Origin of the sequence: Parabacteroides sp. Marseille-P3160 (assembly GCF_900162725.1) — a bacterium.
In the GTDB taxonomy this organism is placed as follows: domain Bacteria; phylum Bacteroidota; class Bacteroidia; order Bacteroidales; family Tannerellaceae; genus Marseille-P3160.
This window is the reverse complement of record NZ_LT799418.1, coordinates 3,464,557-3,489,173: the sequence shown is the minus strand read 5'-3', so window position 1 is coordinate 3,489,173 and position 24,617 is coordinate 3,464,557. Positions and strand designations below refer to the sequence as shown.

General features: G+C 45.4%; 26 protein-coding genes and 2 tRNA genes. 27 read left to right on the top strand and 1 reads right to left on the bottom strand.

The window, feature by feature from the left end:
* The first annotated feature begins 19 nt into the window (after window positions 1–19).
* From BQ8014_RS14000 to carB, 12 genes are all read left to right on the top strand, one after another.
* Window positions 20–490, top strand: a complete 471-nt coding sequence (locus BQ8014_RS14000) for an FAD synthase family protein (RefSeq protein ID WP_080904889.1) — start codon at window positions 20–22, stop codon at window positions 488–490.
* Between the two features lie 4 nt (window positions 491–494).
* Window positions 495–1,232: an SDR family NAD(P)-dependent oxidoreductase gene (locus BQ8014_RS13995; protein ID WP_080904888.1), complete on the top strand. Its 738-nt coding sequence runs from the start codon at window positions 495–497 to the stop codon at window positions 1,230–1,232.
* Between the two features lie 7 nt (window positions 1,233–1,239).
* A complete protein-coding gene (locus tag BQ8014_RS13990; protein WP_080904887.1) occupies window positions 1,240–2,127 on the top strand; it encodes a CDP-alcohol phosphatidyltransferase family protein in 888 nt (295 codons plus the stop codon).
* Between the two features lie 22 nt (window positions 2,128–2,149).
* A complete protein-coding gene (locus BQ8014_RS13985) occupies window positions 2,150–2,983 on the top strand; it encodes a lysophospholipid acyltransferase family protein (RefSeq protein WP_080904886.1) in 834 nt (277 codons plus the stop codon).
* A gap of 104 nt (window positions 2,984–3,087) precedes the next feature.
* Window positions 3,088–4,269 carry a sigma-54 interaction domain-containing protein gene (locus BQ8014_RS13980; protein WP_080904885.1) on the top strand — a complete coding sequence of 394 codons (1,182 nt, stop codon included), beginning with the start codon at window positions 3,088–3,090 and terminating at the stop codon, window positions 4,267–4,269.
* 10 nt (window positions 4,270–4,279) lie between these two features.
* Window positions 4,280–4,801: an LPS assembly lipoprotein LptE gene (gene lptE, locus BQ8014_RS13975; protein WP_369808799.1), complete on the top strand. Its 522-nt coding sequence runs from the start codon at window positions 4,280–4,282 to the stop codon at window positions 4,799–4,801.
* Window positions 4,802–4,806: 5 nt separating this feature from the next.
* A complete protein-coding gene (locus tag BQ8014_RS13970; RefSeq protein ID WP_080904883.1) occupies window positions 4,807–5,562 on the top strand; it encodes a hypothetical protein in 756 nt (251 codons plus the stop codon).
* 1 nt (window position 5,563) lies between these two features.
* A complete protein-coding gene (gene secG, locus BQ8014_RS13965; protein ID WP_080904882.1) occupies window positions 5,564–5,944 on the top strand; it encodes a preprotein translocase subunit SecG in 381 nt (126 codons plus the stop codon).
* Window positions 5,945–6,052: 108 nt separating this feature from the next.
* Window positions 6,053–6,364: a DUF4491 family protein gene (locus BQ8014_RS13960; RefSeq protein ID WP_080904881.1), complete on the top strand. Its 312-nt coding sequence runs from the start codon at window positions 6,053–6,055 to the stop codon at window positions 6,362–6,364.
* A 98-nt stretch (window positions 6,365–6,462) separates the two neighbouring features.
* Entirely contained in the window at window positions 6,463–8,349 is a 1,887-nt protein-coding gene (locus tag BQ8014_RS13955; protein WP_080904880.1) for an amidophosphoribosyltransferase, read from the top strand.
* A gap of 16 nt (window positions 8,350–8,365) precedes the next feature.
* Window positions 8,366–9,445 (top strand): glutamine-hydrolyzing carbamoyl-phosphate synthase small subunit, encoded by a 1,080-nt coding sequence (carA, locus tag BQ8014_RS13950; protein ID WP_080904879.1) that lies wholly within the window; start codon window positions 8,366–8,368, stop codon window positions 9,443–9,445.
* A 21-nt stretch (window positions 9,446–9,466) separates the two neighbouring features.
* A complete protein-coding gene (carB, locus tag BQ8014_RS13945; RefSeq protein ID WP_080904878.1) occupies window positions 9,467–12,691 on the top strand; it encodes a carbamoyl-phosphate synthase (glutamine-hydrolyzing) large subunit in 3,225 nt (1,074 codons plus the stop codon).
* 65 nt (window positions 12,692–12,756) lie between these two features.
* On the opposite strand, the gene BQ8014_RS13940 is transcribed toward carB, so the two are convergent.
* The gene (locus BQ8014_RS13940) at window positions 12,757–13,590 is read right to left on the bottom strand and encodes a hypothetical protein (protein ID WP_080904877.1); all 834 of its coding nucleotides are present in this window, start codon (window positions 13,588–13,590) and stop codon (window positions 12,757–12,759) included.
* Between the two features lie 367 nt (window positions 13,591–13,957).
* On the opposite strand from BQ8014_RS13940, the gene BQ8014_RS19420 reads away from it, so the two are divergent.
* The 15 genes from BQ8014_RS19420 (at window position 13,958) to BQ8014_RS13865 (ending at window position 24,522) form a co-directional block, all read left to right on the top strand.
* Window positions 13,958–14,119 (top strand): hypothetical protein, encoded by a 162-nt coding sequence (locus tag BQ8014_RS19420; protein ID WP_160150095.1) that lies wholly within the window; start codon window positions 13,958–13,960, stop codon window positions 14,117–14,119.
* Window positions 14,120–14,326: 207 nt separating this feature from the next.
* Window positions 14,327–14,410: transfer RNA gene (locus BQ8014_RS13930), tRNA-Leu, on the top strand.
* Window positions 14,411–14,432: 22 nt separating this feature from the next.
* A tRNA-Leu gene (locus BQ8014_RS13925) sits at window positions 14,433–14,516 on the top strand.
* A gap of 171 nt (window positions 14,517–14,687) precedes the next feature.
* On the top strand, window positions 14,688–14,927 hold the full coding sequence (gene rpmB, locus BQ8014_RS13920; RefSeq protein ID WP_080904875.1) for a 50S ribosomal protein L28: 240 nt from the start codon (window positions 14,688–14,690) through the stop codon (window positions 14,925–14,927).
* Window positions 14,928–14,946: 19 nt separating this feature from the next.
* Window positions 14,947–15,135, top strand: a complete 189-nt coding sequence (gene rpmG / locus BQ8014_RS13915; RefSeq protein WP_080904874.1) for a 50S ribosomal protein L33 — start codon at window positions 14,947–14,949, stop codon at window positions 15,133–15,135.
* Window positions 15,136–15,150: 15 nt separating this feature from the next.
* Window positions 15,151–15,303 carry a DUF4295 domain-containing protein gene (locus tag BQ8014_RS13910; protein WP_080904873.1) on the top strand — a complete coding sequence of 51 codons (153 nt, stop codon included), beginning with the start codon at window positions 15,151–15,153 and terminating at the stop codon, window positions 15,301–15,303.
* Window positions 15,304–15,455: 152 nt separating this feature from the next.
* Entirely contained in the window at window positions 15,456–16,580 is a 1,125-nt protein-coding gene (dnaN, locus tag BQ8014_RS13905) for a DNA polymerase III subunit beta (RefSeq protein ID WP_080904872.1), read from the top strand.
* Between the two features lie 37 nt (window positions 16,581–16,617).
* On the top strand, window positions 16,618–17,388 hold the full coding sequence (locus BQ8014_RS13900; protein WP_080904871.1) for a 3'-5' exonuclease: 771 nt from the start codon (window positions 16,618–16,620) through the stop codon (window positions 17,386–17,388).
* A gap of 3 nt (window positions 17,389–17,391) precedes the next feature.
* Window positions 17,392–18,543 carry an iron-containing alcohol dehydrogenase gene (locus BQ8014_RS13895; protein WP_080904870.1) on the top strand — a complete coding sequence of 384 codons (1,152 nt, stop codon included), beginning with the start codon at window positions 17,392–17,394 and terminating at the stop codon, window positions 18,541–18,543.
* A gap of 15 nt (window positions 18,544–18,558) precedes the next feature.
* Complete coding sequence (coaBC, locus tag BQ8014_RS13890) at window positions 18,559–19,761, top strand: bifunctional phosphopantothenoylcysteine decarboxylase/phosphopantothenate--cysteine ligase CoaBC (RefSeq protein ID WP_080904869.1); 1,203 nt, start codon at window positions 18,559–18,561, stop codon at window positions 19,759–19,761.
* Window positions 19,758–20,681: a type IX secretion system protein PorD gene (locus BQ8014_RS13885; RefSeq protein WP_080904868.1), complete on the top strand. Its 924-nt coding sequence runs from the start codon at window positions 19,758–19,760 to the stop codon at window positions 20,679–20,681. The genes coaBC and BQ8014_RS13885 overlap by 4 nt, the downstream gene beginning before the upstream one ends.
* A 9-nt stretch (window positions 20,682–20,690) precedes the next feature.
* Window positions 20,691–22,352, top strand: a complete 1,662-nt coding sequence (recN, locus tag BQ8014_RS13880; protein WP_080904867.1) for a DNA repair protein RecN — start codon at window positions 20,691–20,693, stop codon at window positions 22,350–22,352.
* Between the two features lie 10 nt (window positions 22,353–22,362).
* A complete protein-coding gene (rlmB, locus tag BQ8014_RS13875) occupies window positions 22,363–23,118 on the top strand; it encodes a 23S rRNA (guanosine(2251)-2'-O)-methyltransferase RlmB (protein WP_080904866.1) in 756 nt (251 codons plus the stop codon).
* Between the two features lie 12 nt (window positions 23,119–23,130).
* Window positions 23,131–23,511, top strand: coding sequence for a RidA family protein (locus BQ8014_RS13870; protein WP_080904865.1), 381 nt, complete (start codon window positions 23,131–23,133; stop codon window positions 23,509–23,511).
* A gap of 75 nt (window positions 23,512–23,586) precedes the next feature.
* Window positions 23,587–24,522 carry a cation diffusion facilitator family transporter gene (locus BQ8014_RS13865; protein ID WP_080904864.1) on the top strand — a complete coding sequence of 312 codons (936 nt, stop codon included), beginning with the start codon at window positions 23,587–23,589 and terminating at the stop codon, window positions 24,520–24,522.
* Window positions 24,523–24,617: the final 95 nt, after the last annotated feature.

Here is a 24,617-nt window from a genome sequence, read left to right as displayed (position 1 = left end):
TATAATAGAATTTAGAGAAATGTTTAAAGATAAAACAATCGTATACACTTCGGGCACTTTCGATATGTTTCATTACAATCATCTCCGGATGATAAACTATGCACGCAGCCTGGCGGACATCCTCATCGTAGGAGTCAGCACGGATGAATTGGTCTCCTCCTATAAGGACCGGCCGATCATCCCGTTCAACGAACGGCTGCAAATCATCGAAGCCCTGAAGACACCGGATATCGTTATTCCACAGCATTCACTGGATCATACGGAAATCGTAAAAAAACTGAACATTGATGCTTTTGTGGTAGGTGACGATTGGTTTGGGAAGTACGATTATCTGAAGGAACTTGGGGTGCAGGTCTTCTATTTTCCATATGGAACGGGAGTCTCATCCTCAAATCTGAAGAAAACGATTCATGATACTTACGAATCCAGTTTGAACCGGCAGCGAAAGGCCAAGCCGGAAAGTGTGAAGGCAGAAGACCACAAGATTTAACCTGATGAAGAAAACCTATGCTTTCATAACCGGAGGGACCAAAGGGATAGGGAAGGCTGTGGCTCACCGTTTAGGAAAAGCCGGTTATCCGTTAGTACTGACTTATGGTACGGATTCGGAAACTGCGGAATCGGTTCGGGAAGAGTTACGCCGCCTATATGCGGTTGATGTGCATATATTATCCGCCGATATTTCCCGGAAAGAATCGATCGGTTTGATCGGGCGCTATCTGGAAAACCAGGATCTGCGCATCGGCGCTCTTGTTTTTAATGCAGGTTTGACTTGCCGCGATTCTTTTGAGAAACTTAAATGGGAGGATTGGGAGCGCGTCTTTTTCGGAAACATTCATTTTCCCGTATTTCTTTTGCAGCATATTTTGGAAATCGGACGGATCGAAAAAGGCTCCTCGGTGGTTTTTACCGGTTCCTTGATGGGTATTGAACCGCATTCGGTATCCCTGGCCTATGGGGTGACAAAGAACGGGGTGCATGCCTTGGTGAAAAATCTGGTGAAGTTCCTTGTCCCTTATGAGATACGGGTGAACGGAGTGGCGCCCGGATTTGTCGATACGGAGTGGCAGAAGGCCAAACCGGCGGAAATCAGGCAAAATATAGAACGCAAAATTTCTTTAGGTAGGTTTTGTACCCCCGAAGAACTGGCCGACGTGTATCTGATGTTGATCGAAAACACTTACTTTAATGGGGAGGTAATTGTCGTTGACGGCGGCTATTCTTATAAATAATAAAAGAATGAAAGAATTGGATAAGGAATACGAAGCTTCTTTAAAATCAATAGAAACAGAAAACAAATTAGACCGTGTTTTTTATCGTCCGATCGGTTTCCGTATCGCTTACGCATTGAAAAATACAGGAATTACTCCTAATCAGATTACAATTATTTCCATCTTTGTCGGAGCGCTAACCGGTTGGCTCTTTTATCATGAAGGTTTAGCATATGCGATAGCCGGCATTTTAGTGTTGGTTTTTGCCAATATCCTGGATTGCGTCGACGGACAATTGGCGCGGCTGACCGGAATCAAATCTCCGGTGGGACGGATATTGGACGGAATGGCCGGCGATGTATGGTTCGCTTCCATCTATATCGGGTTCGCTTTGCGTTTGACGTATGAACACGGGACGCCCTGGTTTTTTGTTTTGGCGGTCTTATCGGGGCTTTCCCATTTGATGCAAGCCAATATCACCGACTATTATAAAACCCTTCATCTCTTTTTCATCAATAAGGAGAAGGGAGCGGAATTCCAGACGCTGGAACAGATAAAGGCCCAGCACAAGGCGATGAAGCCGGGAATCAACAAGACATTTTTCTTTTTATATGTATGCTATACGACGATTCAGGTGAAAGCGACTCCCAAACTGCAACTAATGCTGAAAAACTTGCGCGGAAAATACGGAGAAGATTTGCCGGACGAGGTACGGGTGGATTTCCGCCGGCAGAGTACCTGGATTATGAAGCATTATCTTGATTTTTTGACATTCAACGGGCGTACGATCGTGATGTTCGTGGTTGTTTTGACCAATGAGATTTGGATTTATTTCTTATATGAGATTATTGTGCTTAATTTAGTCCTCTTATTGTCGATGAAGAAATATGAGAAACTCTGTTCTTCGTTTATCTGATACCCTTGTGCAAAAGTAGCTTATGAGAAAAAATGTAATTGATATCAGTGATTTGGAGTCTTATATTCCTCTTTTTAAGAACCGGGTCGGACGATATTTTGGGAAAAAACTCTTCAAATGGCTGAACATCACGAAGGTGAATGAAGTACATGCAAGAAATTGCCATTTGAGGGGAGCCGCTTTTACGACGGCGTTGCTGAATGATCCCCTGATCGATCTGAAGTACCGGATTCACAACAAAGAGGTGTTGGATCATTTGCCCGAAGGCGCTTTCATCACCGTCTCAAATCATCCGATCGGTTCGCTGGACGGGATTATATTAATTGATATTTTTGCAACGCACCGCCCGGACTTTAAAGTGATGGTAAATGGGGTGTTGACGCTGATCAGCGCGATGGAAGATAATTTTATTCCTGTGATACCGGATCCGAACAAATTGGGAGGGAATCCGGATAATATCAATGGCGTGCGTCTCTCCTTAAGTTGGCTGAAGGAAGGGCATCCGATGGGTTTTTTCCCTGCCGGGTCCATGTCTTTTTATAATAATAAGGTGAATAAGGTAACGGATCTGCCGTGGATTCATAGTGTGATCCGATTGATCCGAAAAGCTCATGTGCCGGTGATTCCCGTTTATTTTGATTTTTTAAATTCCCGTTTTTTCTATTTCTTGGGAAAAATAAATTGGCGGATTCGTACGCTGCGCGTGCCTACGGAGGCTTTTAATAAGAAGGGGCGGACGGTAGATATTTATCTGGGAGATCTTATCCCGGTAGAAGAGATAGAGAAGAGGACGGATGATGGAGATCTGGCTGATTTCCTTTATCAAAAGACGTATGAAGCCAAGAAAATTGGTTAGTGTCACTTCTTTTTCCCTCGAAATGTTTCCCTAATGCCTGAAATCTGAATTAAGATTTGTAATTTTGTCAGGATTGCGGGAAAAATTACAGAGGATTAGTGATTATGATAAATGTAGATATTCAACAGGTAAAGCAACGTTTCGGGATCATCGGCAATTGCCCCGCTTTGAACCGGGCTATTGATGTAGCCTTACAGGTGGCTCCTACCGATTTATCCGTATTAATTACAGGAGAGAGTGGAGTCGGAAAAGAGATTTTCCCCCAGATTATTCATCAGAACAGCCCGCGCAAACACGGACAGTATATTGCGGTTAACTGCGGAGCGATTCCGGAAGGAACGATCGATTCCGAGTTGTTCGGACATGAAAAAGGATCGTTTACCGGTGCTGTGGCTGACCGGAAAGGATACTTCGAAGTGGCGGACGGAGGGACGATATTCCTTGATGAAGTAGGGGAGTTGCCTATTCCGACCCAAGCCAGGCTGCTCCGCGTACTGGAAAGCGGGGAATTTTTGAAAGTAGGCTCTTCAAAAGTCCAAAAGACAAATGTACGTATTGTGGCGGCTACGAATGTGAACCTGACGGAGGCGGTATCCCAGCGAAAGTTTCGCGAGGACTTGTTTTACCGCTTGAGTACGGTTCCGCTTGTCGTCCCTCCCTTGCGGGAACGTAAGGATGATATTTTGTTGCTATTCCGTAAATTTGCCGGCGATTGCGCTGAAAAATACCGTATGCCGGCGATTCATCTGGAAGAAGACGCAAAACATTTGTTGCTTTCTTACCGGTGGCCGGGAAATGTCCGTGAATTAAAAAATATCACTGAACGGATTTCCGTGATTGAAGAAAGGCGGGATATTACCGAGGAGATCCTTCGTCTTTATCTTCCGGATATGAGTATGGAGAAGTTTCCGGCGTTGGCTTCCCCTTTGCAGGATGGCGAACATAAGATCTTTGCCAATGAACGGGAGATTCTTTATCAGGTTTTATTTGATATGAAGAAGGATGTCAATGATTTGAAAAAATTGGTGCACGACCTGATGGACGAATCGGCGCAACGTCCGGTCACCGTGTCGGACGAGTCTGCCTATCCCCATTCCATTCATGCGTCCAATCCCATTCCTTATGCGGAACCGATAGAGGAAACGATGTCGTTGGAGGAAGTAGAAAAAGATATGATCCGGAAAGCTTTGGAACGGCATAACGGGCGTCGTAAGAATGCGGCCGCTGATCTGAAGATTTCGGAACGCACACTCTATCGTAAAATAAAAGAATACAACCTGGAATAGTATGCGGAATATGAATAGAATCGGAATTATTCTCCTGCTTTTGGTTTTGTCGGTCACGGCTTGTAAGATCTCTTATACACCCAATGCGGCAACAATCGACTATACAAAAGTACATACGATCTCGATAAAGGATTTCCCCAATATGGCCCCGTTGGTTTATCCTCCTTTATCCCAGATGCTTACCCAGTCGGTTCAGGATGCATACATTAATAAAACGCGCCTTTCAATGACGAGGGATAACGGGGATCTGGACATTGAGGGAGAAATCATCGGATACGACCAGATGCAGCATGCCGTGAAAGATAACGAACAGGGAACCGCAGCCTATGCTTCCCAGACACGGTTGACGCTCTCCGTCCGGGTAAGGTATGCCAACCGGGCCAATCCGGAACAAGGTTTTGAGCAAACATTCTCCGCTTATCGTGATTTTAGTAACTCGAATACGCTTCAGCAGGTACAGGATGAATTATGTACGGAACTCGTGAAAGAAATTGTGGATCAGATTTATAATGCAACAGTAGCCAATTGGTAATATCTATGAATGCGGCTGAATTATATCGTCTAATGGATGATCCGGCTTTATTGACGGAGCAGACGCTGCCTGAATTGAAGCAGATCGTGGAGGACTTCCCCTACTTCCACACAGCCCGTATGCTTTATCTGAAAAATTTGGCTTTGCTGAAAGATGTTCGTTTCAGTGTGGAATTGAAGAAGATGGCAATTCATTTGCCCGACCGTAGAAAACTGTTTTTTCTTATCGAAGGGGATAAGTACGGCTTGTTGAAGAACTGGCCGGAAGAAAAGTCGAATTCCGCCGGTGTGTTCGCCTTGATCGATTCCTTTTTGGAGAGCCGTGATTCCGGAAAGAGCGCCGAGGCGGGATTGTTGTTTCAACCTTCCGTTTCCTCGGATTATATCTATTGGACCTTGTCCGAAAAGAAGGTGCCGGAAACTTCCCCGCAAGAACCGGAAGTCAAATTCCAGCGGCAGGAATTGATCGATTCTTTCATAGAGGAAGAAAAAACGCGCCAGGAAAAGCGTACGCTTCCCGAATCGGCGGAACTGGGAAAGGAATCGTCTGATGAAGAGGACGAAACGAGCGGAGCAGGCGGCCTGGACGATTCTTTTTTCACCGAAACTTTAGCTCATATTTATGTAAAGCAGAAGAGATATGAAAAAGCGCTGCAAATTATTAAAAACTTGTATTTGAAATATCCGGAAAAAAATGTTTACTTTGCAGACCAAATAAGATTTCTTGAGAAATTGATTATTAACTCTAAAAAAACAGAATAAAATGTATGTGTTCATTTCGATCTTGATTCTGATCGCTGCGATACTTTTAATATTTATCGTACTCATCCAAAACTCTAAGGGAGGAGGATTGGCTTCCGGATTTTCTTCCTCTAACCAGATCATGGGTGTTCGCAAAACCACGGATTTTTTGGAAAAAGCGACTTGGGGATTAGCAGCTGTGGTTGTATTTTTAAGTATTATTGTTACTGTATTTATTCCTTCTTCACAAAAAACTAACCAATCGGAGATCCACCAACAAGTAAATGAGGCCGTTACTGTCGATCCGAATACTATAGCCCCTGATTTCGGCACGGCGCAACCGGCTCCTTCGCAACCAAGTACGGCAACACCTCCATCCAAGGAAGAAAAACCGGCGGAATAAGGAAATATCTATCTATATATAGATAGAATTGATGTAAAGAGAGCGAAGAAAAAAAGACTTTTCTTCGCCTTTTTTTTTATTTTTACATACTCAATAAATAACAATCATATGGAATATATACATTTGGAGGGATTGGGTATCGGCGTTATGACTTTTCTGATTATCGGTTTGTTTCATCCGCTGGTCGTGAAAGGTGAATATTACTGGGGAACAAAGTGCTGGTGGATCTTCCTGATTATGGGGATCGTAGGTCTCGTTATCTCTTTGTTCCTGGAGAACGTCTTTATCTCTTCCCTTTTCGGAGTATTCTCTTTTTCCTCTTTTTGGTCGATCAAAGAAGTTTTCGAGCAGGAGGAAAGAGTCTTGAAAGGCTGGTTCCCGAAAAATCCGAAACGGACTTATCCCGACGGGAAAGGCTGAAGTCGGGCGATTCGGAGTCATTGATTTATTTCCGCAATTCTCTTATGGGTTTGTGGATTTTATCTATCTTTGTATCGCATTTAAAACAAAGAGAATTAATGGAAGAACTTAAACACGAGTGCGGTGTTGCTATGGTGAGGCTATTAAAGCCGTTGGAATATTACCATGAGAAATACGGCACTTGGATGTATGCGCTCAATAAGCTCTATTTATTAATGGAAAAACAGCATAACCGGGGGCAGGAGGGAGCCGGTTTGGCTTGTGTTAAATTAGAAGCAAATCCGGGAGAAGAATATATGTTCCGGGAACGGGCGTTGGGGACGGATGCCATTACCGAAATATTCAATGCGGTGCATATGCTTTATAAAGACATTCCTCCCGATAAAGTATATGATCCTTTATTTGCCAAAGCGAATCTCCCTTTTGCCGGAGAATTATATATGGGGCATCTTCGCTATAGTACGACCGGTAAATCCGGCCTTTCTTATATCCATCCGTTCCTTCGGAGAAATAACTGGAGAGCTAAAAACCTCGCTCTCTGCGGGAATTTCAATCTTACCAACGTTGATGAAGTCTTTCAGGAGATTACGGCTATAGGGCAGCATCCGCGTAAATATGCCGATACTTATATCATGCTGGAACAGTTCGGACACCGGTTGGACCGGGAAGTCGAACGCCTCTACCGGGAATGTGAGACGGAAGGATTACGGGGGATGGATATTACTCATGCGATAGAAGACCGGATCAATATGGCAAATGTCATTCGCCGGACGGCGACCACATGGGACGGAGGTTATGTCATATGCGGAATCACAGGAAGCGGAGAATCGTTCTGCGTCCGCGATCCTTGGGGAATACGTCCGGCTTTCTATTATACGGACGATGAAATCATGGTGGTTGCTTCCGAACGTCCGGTCATCCAAACGGTCATGAATGTGAAGATCGGGGATGTAAAGGAGTTGAATCGGGGAGAAGCCATCTTCGTCAATAAAAAGGGGAGCGTATGGACTTCCCAGGTTCTTGAACAAAAAGAAAATAAAGCCTGTTCGTTCGAACGGATCTATTTTTCCCGCGGAAGCGATGCCGATATTTATCAAGAGCGGAAACACTTAGGGCATAACCTGGTCGAACCAATCTTGAAAACTATTGATTATGATTTAAGAAACACCGTCTTCTCCTTTATCCCAAATACCGCAGAAGTCGCTTCGTATGGAATGATCGAGGGGCTAAACGATTACCTGAACGAAATAAAGAGAAAGAAGATTTTTGAAAAAGGCGGTTCCCTGACAAAAGAGGAACTGGATGATATCTTATCGATGAGGGTACGTTCGGAGAAGGTGGCGATTAAAGATATCAAACTCAGGACATTCATTGCGGAAGGAAACCGGCGCAATGACCTGGCGGCGCATGTTTATGATATCACTTGGGGGAGTATCGTACCTTATAAGGACAACTTGGTTGTCATCGACGATAGTATCGTACGGGGGACGACGCTAAAACAAAGCATTATCGGCATCCTAGACCGGCTAAATCCCAAAAAGATCGTCATCGTATCTTCATCGCCGCAGGTGCGCTATCCGGACTGTTACGGCATAGATATGTCGCGCATGAGTGAATTCATTGCATTTAAGGCGACGATCGAGTTGTTGAAGGATAGGGGGATGCACGACGTGATCCTTCAGGCCTACCATAAGGCCAGAGCCCAAAAGGCTGCCGACGGGATAGAAATAGTTAATTATGTGAAAGAATTATATGCGCCTTTTACTCCGCAGGAGATCTCCACTAAAATGGCGGAATTACTGACACCGAAAGGAACAAAGGCAAAAGTAGAGTTGGTTTACCAGGATTTGGAAGGCCTGCACGCTTCCTGTCCGAACCATCCGGGAGACTGGTATTTTTCGGGAGATTATCCGACTCCCGGAGGTACAAGACTAGTCAATCAGTCTTTCATAAATTATATGGAAAAAGAATATTTAGCAATATGACATTCATAGATACATTATGCAATTAGAACGAACAGCAACTTTGATTTTAGATGACGGCAGTGTTTTTCAGGGGCTAAGTTTCGGATATGAAAAACCTGTGGCGGGTGAAGTCGTTTTTAATACGGCAATGACCGGTTATCCGGAAAGTCTGACCGATCCTTCTTATTCAGGACAAATAATGGTGCTAACTTATCCTTTGATTGGGAATTACGGTGTACCTCCCCGTACCTTCGAACCGAATGGCCTCTCGACTTTCCTGGAAAGCGAAAAGATCCATGTGGAGGCGATGGTAGTGAGTGATTACAGTCATGAATATAGTCATTGGAACGGTGTGGAGAGTTTGTCGGATTGGTTGAAAGATGAAAAAATACCCGGTTTGTATGGAGTCGATACCCGTGAGATAACCAAGTTGCTTCGTGAAAAGGGAAGTATGAAAGGCAAGATTGTTTTGGATGATCCGAAAGAAATCGAATTCTGTGACCCGAACGCAGTCAATCAGGTGGCTCGTGTTTCTTGCAGGGAAGTTATTACCTACGGAGCCGGAGAGGGAAAGAAAAGAGTCGTCTTACTCGATTGCGGAGTGAAGCAAAATATTATCCGCTCCTTATTGAAACGCAATCTGACGGTGATCCGGGTACCTTGGGACTATGATTTTAATGAATTGACCTATGATGGACTGTTTTTGACGAACGGGCCGGGCGACCCGGATACCTGCGATGCAGCCGTGCAGAATATCCGCAAGGCCTTGCCGGGAGATAAGCCCATCTGCGGAATATGTATGGGGAACCAACTGTTGGGCAAAGCGGGCGGAGCAAAAATCTACAAGTTGAAGTACGGGCATCGCAGCCATAACCAACCGGTTCGGATGGTTGGAACAAACCAATGCTTTATTACCTCCCAGAATCATGGTTATGCAGTAGATAACAGCACGCTTGGCGATGAGTGGGAACCTTTGTTCATCAACATGAACGATGGGACGAACGAGGGAATCAGGCATAAGACGAAACCTTTCTTTTCGACCCAGTTCCATCCGGAAGCATGCAGCGGGCCTACAGATACGGACTTTATATTCGATAAATTCGCGGAAATGCTATAATCCTCCAAACCCACAGAAAAGATGAAAGAAAACATAAAGAAAATACTGGTACTCGGTTCGGGTGCGTTAAAAATCGGAGAAGCAGGTGAATTTGATTATTCCGGTTCACAGGCCTTGAAGGCAATTAAGGAAGAAGGAATCCGGACTGTTTTGATCAATCCCAATATTGCGACGGTACAAACATCCGAAGGAGTAGCCGACCGGGTTTACTTCCTGCCGGTAACTCCTTTTTTTGTAGAGAAAGTAATCGAAAAGGAACGTCCCGACGGAATTTTACTCGCTTTCGGTGGGCAAACGGCTTTGAATTGTGGAGTTGCCTTATATAAGAAAGGAATTCTTGAGAAATACAAGGTGCGTGTACTAGGTACGCCGGTGCAAGCGATCATGGATACGGAAGACCGGGAATTGTTCGTCCGGAAACTGGATGAAATCCAGGTAAAGACCATCAAGAGCGAGGCGGTTGAAAATGTAGTCGACGCTCGCCGGGCGGCAAAGGAGCTGGGTTATCCGGTGATTGTGCGGGCGGCGTATGCCTTGGGCGGCCTGGGTTCCGGATTCTGTGACAATGAAGAGGAATTGGACGTTTTGGTGGAAAAAGCCTTTTCTTTCTCTCCCCAGGTACTTGTGGAAAAGAGTCTGAAAGGTTGGAAAGAAATAGAATACGAGGTGGTCAGGGATCGTTTCGATAACTGTATTACGGTTTGTAATATGGAGAACTTCGATCCGCTGGGGATTCATACGGGTGAAAGTATCGTCATAGCCCCTTCGCAAACGCTGACCAATTCGGAATACCACAAACTCCGTGAGCTGGCCATCCGGATCATCCGGCATATCGGGATTGTGGGCGAATGTAATGTGCAATACGCTTTCGATCCTATGAGCGAAGACTATCGGGTGATCGAGGTGAATGCCCGTTTGAGCCGCTCTTCGGCTTTAGCTTCCAAGGCGACAGGTTATCCTTTGGCTTTCGTGGCGGCTAAATTAGGCTTGGGTTACGGATTGTTCGATCTGAAGAATTCGGTGACCAAAACAACTACCGCTTTCTTCGAACCGGCATTGGACTACGTTGTCTGCAAAATACCCCGTTGGGATTTGGGTAAATTCCATGGTGTCGCCCGTGAATTGGGGAGCAGCATGAAATCGGTCGGAGAGGTCATGGCCATCGGACGTACCTTTGAGGAAGCCATTCAGAAAGGACTTCGTATGATCGGACAAGGCATGCACGGGTTTGTCGCCAATAAGGAGCTTAAAATTCCGGACATAGAGAAATCTCTGACCGAACCGACGGATCGCCGGATCTTCGTTATCAGCAAGGCTTTTAACGCCGGGTATACAATCGACCGGATCCATGACTTGACCAAGATTGATAAATGGTTCTTACAGAAATTATATAACATCATTCGTACGGCAAACGAACTGGAAACGTACGACGATTTGACGAAACTGCCGGATGAATTGTTGCGCCGGGCGAAAATACAGGGATTCTCCGACTTTCAGATCGGACGTTCGGTCTTGAAAGAGGAAGGAACGGACATGGAAAGCGCGATCCTCCTGGTTCGCCAGGAACGGAAAGCCCGTGGAATCCTGCCGGTCGTAAAACAGATCGATACGTTGGCTGCGGAATATCCCGCGCAAACTAATTATTTGTACCTGACCTATAGCGGAAGTGAAAACGACGTGCATTATCTGGGGGATCACCGTTCTGTCGTCGTATTGGGATCGGGCGCCTACCGGATCGGCAGTTCGGTGGAATTCGACTGGTCGGGCGTACAGGCTCTCAATACGATCCGAAAGGAAGGGTGGCGTTCGGTGATGATTAATTATAATCCCGAAACCGTATCCACCGATTACGATATGTGCGACCGCCTCTACTTTGACGAACTGACCTTCGAACGGGTCATGGATATCCTGGAATTGGAAAATCCCCATGGGGTGATCGTTTCCACCGGGGGGCAGATTCCCAATAACCTGGCAGTACGTCTGGACGAACAAAAAGTTAACATCTTGGGAACTTCCGCGAAAAGCATCGACAATGCGGAAGACCGCCAGAAATTTTCCGATATGTTGGACCGGATAGGCGTGGACCAACCTCGGTGGAAGGAGTTAACGAGCCTGGAAGAGATTGAATCGTTTGTGGATGAAGTCGGCTATCCGGTACTGGTCCGTCCGAGTTATGTGTTGAGCGGAGCTGCGATGAATGTCTGCTCCAACCAGGACGAACTGGTACGTTTCCTACAACTGGCCGCTAATGTGAGCCAGAAGCATCCGGTCGTTGTCAGCCAGTTTATTGAAAATGCGAAGGAAGTGGAAGTCGACGCCGTAGCGGAAAAAGGTGAGATCATCTCTTATGCCATCAGCGAACATATCGAGTTCGCCGGCGTCCATAGCGGCGATGCGACCATTCAATTCCCTGCACAGAAGCTATATGTGGAAACTTTGCGCCGCATCAAACGAGTGAGCCGCCAGATTGCCAAAGAGCTGGATATCTCCGGGCCTTTTAATATCCAGTATCTGGCTAAAGGTAATGAAATCAAAGTGATCGAATGTAATCTACGCGCTTCCCGGAGTTTCCCCTTTGTCAGCAAAGTGTTGAAAATAAACTTTATCGAGATAGCGACACGGATCATGCTCGGCTTGCCGGTTGAAAAACCGAAGAAGAGCGCTTTCGATCTGGATTATGTCGGTATCAAAGCCTCCCAGTTTTCCTTTAACCGGTTACAGAAGGCCGATCCGGTCTTGGGCGTTGATATGGCTTCGACCGGGGAAGTAGGCTGCATTGCGGATGATACCTCGGAAGCGGTACTCAAAAGTATGCTTTCGGTCGGTTATCGCATACCGGAAAAGAACATCCTGCTCTCTACCGGTTCCGCCCGCCAGAAGGTCGATATGCTGGAAGCCGCCCGTCTATTGCAGGACAAGGGCTATAAGTTGTTCGCCACCGGCGGAACACATCGTTTCCTGAAAGAGAATGGGATCGAAAGCACGTTGGTTTACTGGCCGAGCGAGGTGGGACAGGAACCGCAGGCCTTAAAGTTGTTGCACGAAAAGAAGATCGACATGGTCGTGAATGTACCGCGGGATCTGACGGTAAGTGAGTTGACGAACGGCTATAAAATCCGGAGGGCGGCCATCGACCTGAATATTCCGTTACTTACGAATGCACGTTTGGCAAGTGCCTTTATCACCGCCTTTTGTACTTTGAGCATGGATGATCTGCAAATCAAGAGTTGGGACGAATATAGATAAAAAAAGATCCCGGCTACCAATGAAACAGAGGTAGCCGGGATTTTTTTTGCTTTACTATGGGGTATTTAAAGAATACGTCCGGTCAGTCTAAGCGATACAACCGGATAAATCGGTATTTTCTCTAACGTTTCGTTAACGCCTTTCAATTCTGATTCGATCATCTTTTGTATGTTTTCGTTCGTGCTGGTCAGCTTTGCCTTGCCGTGATAGAAAACGCCTAAGTCAAATGCAACGCCGATCCGTTTTTTAGGAATAGCCCGTCCGAAGCCAATACCCAGATAAGGTTTTACTGCATTCGCTTCAAAAGAGGCATTGATGTTTCTAATGTCACTGCCTTTGAGTTCATAGTCTCCCCCTTCGCCCTCATAGAGTACCTGGTTTTCATAATTCGAATAGCCGTTAGCTTTCAGGACATCTAATATTTCGACGATCTGTTCCATTTTACCGGTCGTGGTAATCCATTTATCTCTTCCGATATATAATCCGGCGGTTAAATGGAAAGAACGATCCGCCCAAGGATGGTAATCTACCAGTATTTTCCCATTAAACATCTTTAATTTGGCCTTGATATCGACATCCGAACTGATTTCGGACGACCTGGTCGGCAAGCCTTCTTTCTCTAACTGGCTTTTAATATCCGGCTGACTCATGACATTGTCCAATTGGCTAAAGGCGTCTTCGTCGCGATTTACCGAAAACTTGTCTTTGTAATTATACGGCAATAGAGATATCCCGCCCCGCAAGGTAAAATTAGAACTTAAAGGAGTCGACAGTTCCGCTCCGATGCCGGTCGTACTTAAAAGTTCCAGGCTCACTCCCAAATGGCTAAATGCCTTTGCTCCGCCAGACGCTTTTTCAAGGGAAAGATTTTCTTGTGATATGCCATTTACATATGTCATGCCACAGCATATGAGTATAAAAAAAGCTTTTCTCATAATGGATATAATTAAAATGTGTATAATTTGCTTTACGCAAAGCCTAACTAAGAGCCTGTTTAAATTTTACCGAAATATTTCCTTATAAGATACAGAGAACATTCTTTGCTATTTTTTTAGGCTCTTTTAGGCATCTTTTTCGCGTTTTCCTCTTGATTTAGCCCGCAAATCTGCAAGTATAATGCGAAAATCTATCTCAAAATAGCTCAAAAAAAGATAAGCAATAAAATTTAAACAGGCTCTAAGCTTGGTGTAAATATATGTAATAAAAGATAAATTTCAGCTTGTATATGTAATAGATATGATTTATAGAGAAATAAATGTAATTTATATGGAAATAAATTTACTGTCCTGTCCTTTTGTGTCTGCAGAAAAAGGATGGGTCCGGAAAGATATTAAACCCGAATTGTTTCTGGCAATATTTAATAAGGTGCCGGAAATCACCGGAATCAGACTTTTATTAACCTTTTCCGACCGGGTTATACCGCTTTGAAAATTCATAACTATGAACAGTTGCATTCATAGTTATGATTGCCGGCGTTCATAACTATGAATCCGTTCACTCATAGTTATGAATTTTTATCGTCGGAAAATTAATCCCAAATGTTTGTGTGATTAAAAAAAGATGAGTACTTTTGGTGCCGAAATGAAAGACAGGTAGCAGAGAGCGGCAGGAGGTCGCCTTTTCATTATTCTGATTGCCCAGGTGGCGAAATTGGTAGACGCGCTAGTTTCAGGTACTAGTGTCTTCACGGACGTGCAGGTTCGAGTCCTGTTCTGGGCACATTCTATTTTATATTTTTTTCGCGCAGGTGGTGGAATTGGTAGACACGCTACTTTGAGGGGGTAGTGCCGGTTACGGTGTGTGAGTTCAAATCTCATCCTGCGTACATGATTTTATCGTTTTTATTTTCCGTTGTTCAATGATGCTTACGTCCAACCGGAAAAGAATTTGGCGATAATATTTTGCGCTTAAAGTTTGGATGTTGTGTTTAATATACATAACTTTGCGCCCTAATTGTTAGAAGAGTATTGATTTTTTGCATAAAAATATAACAGCGATGTCTAAGATTTGTCAAATTACCGGGAAAAAAGCAATGGTTGGCAACAACGTATCTCATTCCAATGCCAGGACGAAGCGTAAATTTAACGTGAACCTGTTCAGGAAAAAGTTCTATTGGGTAGAACAGGATTGTTGGATTAATCTGAATGTATCGGCCGCAGGCTTGCGTCTGATTAATAAAATAGGTTTGGATGCGGCCATCAAGAAAGCAGCCCAAAACGGTCATTTAAACGCATAATTGGAGGAGAGATAGAAAAATGGCAAAGAAAGCAAAAGGTAACAGAGTTCAGGTTATTCTTGAATGTACCGAACATAAAGAGAGTGGTCTTCCGGGAACTTCCAGATACATCACGACAAAAAATAGAAAAAATACGACTCAACGGTTGGAATTGAAGAAATACAATCCCATTCTGAAGAAAATGACCGTACATAAAGAAATAAAGTAATAGGAGAATTCAATCATGGCAAAAAAATCGGTTGCAACATTTAAGACAGGTGATGGACGTACCTATTCCAAAGTAATAAAGATGGTGAAGTCGCCTAAAACAGGCGCTTATATCTTTCAGGAAGAAATGGTTCCGAATGACTTGGTGAAAAATTACTTATCTAAGTAATTCAGGTAGAAGAATATAAAGGGAGCTCCCTTCCATTCAATTGGAAGGGAGTTTTTTTATGATTCTTAGCGCACAATATGATAGGGGCGTATGAAATAATTTCTTATTTTTGTTCAAATAAAAACGAACAATAACCGAAAAATATAAAGAATATGAGATTTGATGTATCCAGCTCTGCGCTGCTAACCCGTTTACAGTCCATCAGCAAGGTAATTGCTGCCAAAAACTCTTTGCCTATCCTTGATAGCTTCCTTTTTCTGTTGGAAGGGAATAAACTCACTATTACGGCTTCCGACGTGGAGACCCGTCTGGTTACATGGGTCGAAGTTATGAACGTGGAAGGCTCCGGCCTTTTCGCCATTTCCGCTAAAATCATGTTGGAACCGTTGAAGGAACTTCCGGAACAGCCGTTGACGTTTGACATTAATGATGCCAACCTGGAAGTCTTCATCCATTTCCAAAATGGAGAATACAATTTCATAGGGCAGAAAGGGGATACGTATCCGCAGCAAAAACCGCTGAAAGAGAGCGCCGTTTCATTGGCCATCGAATCGCAGCAACTGTTGAGCGGTGTGAACCGTTCTCTCTTTGCTACGGCGGACGATGAATTGCGGCCGGTAATGAACGGGGTCTATTTCGATATTCAACCGGAATACCTGACTTTTGTCGCCTCGGACGGGCATAAGCTGGTTCGCCTGAAAAACCTGTCCATTCATTCCGAAGGGCGTTCCGCCTTTATTCTTCCGAAAAAACCGGCCAATCTCCTGAAAACCTTGCTGCCGAGGACGGATGAAAAGATAACGCTTCTGTTTGACGATAATAATGCGTACCTTCGTTCCACGCAATTTGAAATGGTCTGCCGCCTGATCGAAGGGCGCTATCCGAATTATAATAGCGTGATTCCTACGGAGAACGAAAACAAAGTGATCATAGACCGGCTCTCGTTCTTGAATGCATTGAAACGGGTTTCCGTTTTTTCCAGTCCGGCAAGCAGCCTGGTAAAAATACAACTCTCGGAAAACCAGATCATCGTGTCTGCACAGGATATCGATTTCTCGACATCTGCCGAAGAAAAAATCGTATGCCAGTACACGGGATCGGAATTCAGTATCGGATTTAAGGCGACTTACCTGATTGAAATATTGAGTAATATAAATTCCGGCGAGGTGGTGCTGGAATTGGCCGATCCTTCTCGTGCGGGAGTGATTGTCCCGACGGAGAACGAAGAGGACGAAGATTTACTGATGTTGCTGATGCCGATGATGTTGAATGACTGACAATAGCAATTAACGATTAATAATTAACAGAAAATAAATGCAACTTAATTTAAAGAATCCTTTGGTGTTCTTCGATCTTGAGACGACCGGAATGAATATCATAAAGGATCGTATTGTTGAGATTTCTTACCTTAAAGTCTATCCGAACGGGAATGAGGACAGCAAAACCCGTCGGATCAATCCGGAAATGCCGATTCCGGCGGAGTCGACCAAGATTCACGGGATCACGGATGAAGATGTGAAAAATTGCCCGACCTTTAAAGAAGTTGCGAAATCACTGGCCGCCCAAATAGAGGGGTGTGACTTGGCCGGTTACAACTCCAACCGGTTCGATATTCCTTTGCTGGCGGAAGAGTTCTTGCGCGTAGGAATAGATATCGATTTGAATAAACGGAAGTTTATCGATGTGCAGACGATCTTCCATAAGATGGAACAACGGACGCTGTCGGCTGCTTATAAGTTTTACTGCAATAAGTCATTGGAAAATGCCCATTCGGCGGAAGCGGATACGAAAGCGACCTATGAGGTGCTGAAATCCCAGTTGGATCATTATTCGGATTTGCAGAATGATATCAAGTTCCTGTCCGAATTCTCCAGTTATAATAATAATGTGGATTTTGCGGGACGGATGATTTATAATGACAAAGGCGAAGAGGTGATCAACTTCGGTAAGTATAAAGGGCAATTGGTGTCGGAAGTCCTGAAAAATGATCCGGGGTATTATTCCTGGATTATGAATGGCGATTTTCCTTTGAATACGAAGAAATTGCTGACAGAGATTAAATTGCGAGGTTTCAATTCCAAGTAAGAAATGAATAATTTTGAGTTTTCTAATCCGGTAAAGATCTCTTTTGGAAAGGGAGCGATAGCCCGTTTGCCGCATCTTATTCCCAAAGGCAGTAAGGTGTTGTTTATCTATGGCGGCGGGAGTATCAGGAAGAATGGCATTTATGCACAGGTTCAGGAAGCGCTGAAGGATTTTGATGTACTGGAGTTTTCCGGAATCGAAGCTAATCCTCATTACGAAACCTGTATGAAAGCGGTTGATCTGGTAAAGAAAGAAAACCGTGACTTTCTACTTGCAGTCGGCGGCGGTTCGGTGATCGATGCTACGAAATTCATAGCTTCGGCTGTCTATTTCGAGGGGGATCCCTGGAATATCTTGCTCAAGGGAGAAGCGATAAAGAAAGCAATGCCCTTGGGGGTCGTACTGACGCTTTCCGCTACGGGTTCCGAAATGAATGAACGTGCGGTGATCTCACGCGTGGAGACCCAGGAGAAGCTGGCTTTTTCATCTCCGCTTATCTTCCCGCAATTTGCCGTGCAGGATCCGGAAATGACCTATTCGCTTCCTCCGAGGCAGGTGGCTAACGGGGTTGTCGATTCTTTCATTCATGTGATCGAGCAATATCTGACCTATCCGGTCGATGCCAAGGTGCAGGATTATACCGCGGAAGGCTTGCTGAAAACGATACATGACGAAGGGCTGAAAGTGCTGAAAGATCCTCATAATTATGATATCCGCGCCAATCTGATGTGGGCGGCTACCAATGCGTTGAACTGCTGGATCGGACAGGGAGTGCCTCAGGATTGGTCCTCCCACCGGATGGGGTATTCCCTGACTGCCTTGTTCGGATTGGATCATGCACAGACTCTGGCGATTTTGCTGCCGGGCGTCATGACTTATATGCAAAAAGAAAAATGGGCGAAGATTCTCCGCTTGGGCGAAGTCGTGTTCCGGATAACCGAAGGTACGGAAGAAGAACGGGTACGGAAAACGATCGGAGCGACTGAACATTTCTTTCGTGAGATGGGCCTGAAGACCCGGTTGAACGAATTCGGTATCGGGGAAAAGGACCTGGATGCCCTGGTCGAGCCGGTCAAGCGAATGGGCTGGAAGCTGGGAGAGCATCATAATATCGATTGGAAAGTAGCGCGTGAGATATTTACTTTGCGCCTGTAGTTAAAACTTTTGTTTATGTTGAAAGATAAGAAAATCATACTGGGGATTACGGGAAGTATTGCAGCTTATAAAGCAGCCTATCTGGTCCGCTTGCTGATTAAAAAAGGAGCGGAAGTCCAGGTTGTCATGACACCGGCCGCCAAAGAGTTTATAGCTCCGCTTACCCTCTCAACCCTGAGCCGTAAACCTGTAATCAGCGAGTTCTTTTCTGATCGGGACGGATCGTGGAACAGCCATGTGGAATTGGGGTTATGGGCGGATGCCATGCTTGTCGCTCCTGCAACGGCGTCTACGATCGGTAAGATGGCGAACGGTATTGCTGACAATATGCTTATAACGACTTATCTTTCATGTAAGGCGCCGGTCTTTGTCGCTCCGGCTATGGATCTGGATATGTACGCTCATCCGGCAACCCGGCAGAATGTAGAACGGCTCCGTTCGTTTGGAAATCATATTATTGAACCTGCGGAGGGAGAGCTTGCCAGTCAGTTGGTCGGTAAAGGAAGGATGGAGGATCCCGAGCAGATCGTGCTTGCTCTGGAAGGCTTTTTCTCTTCCGAGAAAGAACTTTCCGGAAGAAAAATCATTATCACGGCGGGGCCGACATATGAAAAGATCGATCCCGTACGTTTTATAGGTAATTACTCCTCCGGAAAGATGGGTTTTGCCTTGGCGGAAGTCTGCGCCGAAAGGGGAGCGGAGGTGACGCTGGTTACCGGGCCGGTCGCTCTGCATACGAATCATCCGGGCATTCGCCGGATCGATGTGGAGTCCGCAGACGAAATGTATTGGGAAACGATGAAGGTCTTTCCTGAAGCGGATGTCGCGATTTTATGTGCGGCTGTTGCCGATTACCGGCCTGAGTCGCAAGCGATAGAAAAGATTAAGCGGGAAAATAACGGGGATATGTTATTACCTTTGGTACGGAATATGGATATTGCGGAAGCACTCGGCAAGGAAAAGCAGGAGAATCAACTGTTGATAGGCTTTGCGCTTGAAACCAATGATGCAGTGGAACATGCAAAGGATAAACTGAAGCGGAAAAATCTGGATTTTATCGTCCTGAATTCATTGGAGAATAAGGGGGCGGGATTCCAGTATGACACTAATAAGATTTCGATTATCGACCGTCTGGGAGAGGTCGCTGACTTTCCACTGAAAAGTAAACGAGAGGTGGCATTCGATATTGTAAATAAAATGATAACGCTATTTAAATGATCATGCAAAAGAAATGGTTCCTTCTTCTGGTTTTCTGTTGTTTGTTTGCCGGCAGTATACAGGCGCAAATGCAGCAGGCGCAGGAGTTGAATGCGCGCGTGACCATTAACAGCGACAAGGTAGAGGGGACGAACAAGCAGGCGCTGACAACTTTGCAGACTGCTTTGACGGAATTCATCAATAATAAGAGATGGACGGATGCTACTTTTGCCTTGAACGAACGGATCGATTGCAATTTTACGATTATTATCAACGAAAGGTCCTCGGAAAACACCTATAAGGGAGAAATACAGATTCAGGCGCGGCGTCCGGTCTATAATTCCAGCTATACGACGACGACATTCAACTTCCGTGATACCGAGCTCGAGTTCGAATATGTGGAATTCGAGCCGTTGGACTATTCAGAAACGACTTTGAGCAATAATCTGACAGCTACAATTGTCTTTTATATTTATACCATCCTGGGACTCGATTTCGATAGTTTTGCTCCGAAAGGAGGTACTCCATTTATCCAACAGGCGCAAAAGATAGTTACCTTAGCCCAGGCACAGCCGGGATGGACGGGTTGGAAGGCGTTCGATTCGAGCCGGAACCGGCATGCGCTTGCCACGGCTTTGACGGATAATGCTTCCGATATCTTCCGGACATTATGGTATACTTATCATCGCAAAGGGTTGGATGAGATGGCTGCCAATGCGGACCGCGGAAGAACGAACATTTTGGAAGCTCTTCCCGCCCTGAAGGATTTAAAATCGGCGAAGCCGACGTCCGTACTCTTGCAATTATTTGTGGATACCAAATTGGACGAAGTCGTCAATATCTATTCAAAGGCGACTACACAGGAGAAACAAGCCGGATATAAAATGCTTTCGGAACTTTTCCCGGCCGAAACATCACGCCTGGAGGCTATTAAAAAATAAGTTTCAATCATGCTTAAATCTCTGCTGATACAAAACTTCATTCTGATCGATCATTTGGAGATTTCCTTTTCCGACGGTTTCAGTGTTATTACGGGAGAAACCGGGGCCGGTAAATCCATTATATTAGGCGCTTTAGGCTTGGTTCTGGGGCAGCGGGCCGATCAGAAAAGCATTCAGGCCGGAGCGGATAAATGTGTCATTGAGGCTGAATTCGACCTCTCCAAATACAACCTGGCTCCTTTTTTTCAGGACCATGAACTGGAATACGATGCGGACAGTTGCATCCTACGCCGCGAATTGTATAGTTCGGGAAAATCCCGCGGATTCATTAATGATTCGCCTGCACCGCTTACGCTGATGAGAGAATTGGGAAGTCACCTGATTGATATCCATTCACAGCACCAGAACCTATTGCTGGCTGATACTCATTTTCAATTGAACGTGGTGGATATAATGGCCGGGACATCCGGTCTGTTTGCTTCTTACAAAAAGTCGTACCGTTCCTGGCAGATGCTGAAAGGCCAACTGGCCGGCCTTGAGGAACGGGCCCGGCGTTCGAAAGAGGAGGAAGATTATATCCGCTTCCAATACGAAGAACTACGGGAGACAAATCTGACGGATGGAGAGCAGGAGGCGTTAGAGCAGGAACTGGAAACTTTGACGCATGCCGAAGAAATCAAATCGGGATTATATAGGATCACCGAATTACTTGACGGAGAGGAGCAAGGGGCGATTGCCTTAATCAAGGAATCGCTTCAGACGATGGAGGCGTTGGGCAAGTATTACTCGCCTTCCAACAGCTTTTCCGAGCGATTACGTTCCGCCTACCTGGATCTGAAAGACTTGGCTGCCGAGACGGATGTCCTGAAGGAGGATGTCGAGTTCAGTCCCGAAAGATTGAACTGGATTAACGAACGGTTAAACACGTTTTATTCGTTAGAGCAGAAACATCGGGTATCATCGGTCGAAGAGTTAATTATTTTGCGGAACCGCTATGAGATACAACTGAAGGAGATCGATTCATTCGACGAGTCGATTGAAGAGAAGAGAAAGGAAGTGCAAACCGCTTATCAGGACTTGCTCGGACAGGCCGGCAATCTCAGTCGCCTCCGGCGAAGTGCAAGCGAACCGATCCGAAAGCAATTGGTCGCTAACCTGGTACAATTAGGAATGCCGAATATGCGTTTTCAGGTGGATATCCATCCCAAAAGCGAGCCGGGTCCCGATGGAACGGATGAAGTTGCATTCCTTTTTTCCGCCAATAAGAACGAGCCTTTAAACGCTGTTGCCCAGACAGCTTCCGGTGGGGAAATTTCCCGCCTGATGCTTTGTGTCAAAGCGATGATAGCCGGTTCGACGGCGCTCCCTTCTATTATTTTCGATGAAATCGATACGGGAGTTTCCGGCGATATTGCCCACCGGATGGGGGAGATCATGCAGGAATTAGGGAGAAACATGCAAGTAATAACTATCACCCATCTGCCCCAGATTGCGGCCAAAGGGAAAGAGCATTTCTTCGTTTATAAAGAGGATACGGCCGACCGCACTTATACGCGTCTTCGCAAGCTGACTCCCGGTGAACGGGTGTCCGAGATTGCCGCCATGCTCAGCGGCTCGGAACTAACCGAAGCGTCTATTGCCAATGCAAAGAATTTATTAGAGAACAATTAAGAAAAAATACGTGAAAGAGAATGAAATGATATTCGGTATACGTGCCGTGATGGAAGCGGTGCAAGCCGGTAAGGAAATAGACAAAGTATTGATCAAAAGAGACCTGCAAGGGGATTTGTCCAAAGAACTGTCCGCTTTGCTAAGAGGAACGGACATCCCGGTCCAACGGGTTCCGGTGGAACGCCTGGATCGGATTACCCGGAAAAATCACCAGGGAGTCGTCGCTTTTATTTCCGCAGTTGCCTATCAGAAGCTGGAGGACATTATTCCTTTTGTTTTCGAACAGGGGAAAAGTCCTTTTATCGTACTGCTGGACGGAGTGACGGATGTGCGCAACTTCGGCGCGATAGCCCGTACCTGTGAATGTGCCGGTGTCGATGCCATTGTCCTTCCTCAGAAAGACAGCGTATCCGTCAATGCCGACGCCATGAAAACCTCCGCCGGCGCCTTGAATGTCTTGCCTGTTTGTAAGGAGAGAAGTATCAACGAAGCGATCCGTTTCTTGAAAAACAGCGGGGTTACCGTCTTGGCTGCCAGTGAAAAGGGAAGCGATGGAAAATATTATACCTCATTGGAATACGACGGTCCGGTCGCGATAGTGATGGGTGCCGAAGACAAGGGTGTGTCGATGGATAACTTACGGATATGCGACCATATCGTTACCATTCCCCAATTTGGCACGATCGGTTCCTTAAATGTATCGGTCGCCTCCTCTATCCTGATTTATGAAATCGTCCGGCAACGGATGAACAAGAAAATACTTTAAAAACAAAATGAAATGAAAAAAGTAATTGCAACAACGCAGGCTCCGGCCGCTATCGGCCCATATAGCCAAGCAATCCAGGTTGATAAATTCCTTTTTGCCTCCGGGCAACTCGGATTGATTCCGGAGACCGGAGCTTTTCCGGAAGGAGGAGTGAAAGAACAAGCCGCCCAAGCGTTTAAAAATATCCGGGCGATTCTTACGGAAGCGGATTACGGACTGGGCGATATTGTGAAAACAACCGTTTTCCTGGCGGATATCAATGATTTTGCTGTCGTAAACGAGGTGTATGCCACCCAATTCGACGGCGCTTACCCGGCGCGTTCGGCGGTCGCTGTCAAATCCTTGCCCAAAAATGGACTGGTTGAAGTCGAAGTGATAGCCTATAAAGGCTGACTTTCTTCGCTGTTTCCTATCCCTCTTTGAGGAAAAGGATGTACCTTTGCTACCTAATCTTTACGCTGAAATAAAATGGACAAAGATACGTCGAGAGAGAGAATACTCATCAAAACATCATGGATAAGTACTATCGGTAATGGTTTCTTGTCTTTGTCAAAAATAGTCATAGGGCTATTTTCCGGGAGTTTAGCGGTGTTGAGTGATGGAATTGACTCTGCGACGGATGTTGTTATATCATTGGTTATGTTATTTACTGCACATATCGTAGACCGGCCGCCGGACAGCAAATATGCCTATGGTTATGAGAAAGCGGAAGGGATTGCGACAAAGGTATTATCTTTAATTATTTTTTACGCTGGAGCGCAAATGTTCATATCCACTGTAAAGGGCATTTTTTCGGATACGCCCAAGGCATTGCCGAAAATGATCGCCATTTATGTTACGGTATTCTCCATTATCGGTAAGCTCGGCTTGGCCTTTTACCAACAGAAGCAAGGAAAAAGGGTGAATAGTTCGTTGTTGATTGCGAATGCGGTTAATATGCGGAATGATGTCCTGATTTCGATCGGCGTCCTTCTGGGCTTGACTTTCACTTTTATACTGAAACTTCCCGTTTTAGACTCGATAACGGGTTTGCTAATCAGTTTGTTTATTATTAAATCGTCGGTTTCGATTTTCCTGGATTCGAATGTCGAACTGATGGACGGGGTAAAGGATACTTCGGTTTACGATAGGATATTTGCTGCGGTGGAGCGTGTGCCGGGCGCCAGCAATCCGCATCGGGTCCGTTCCCGTCAGATCGGAACCATGTATATGATCGAACTGGATATTGAAGTGGATGGGAATATGTCTCTTCTGAAAGCGCATGACATTGCCGATGCGGTTGAGAAAAGCATCAAGGATTCGGTCGAAAATGTCTATGATATAGTGATTCACCTTGAGCCTAAAGGAAAATGTCATTCGGTCGAAAAATTCGGTGTAAATAAAGACATGATCCAAGGAAAATAATTCTTATAACAAGTAGGTGCGTCAAAAGCTCATTGTGGGGTGTGTAGGGGCGAATTTAATTCGCCCCTATAGAATTCCTTTACGGCCCTTTGACA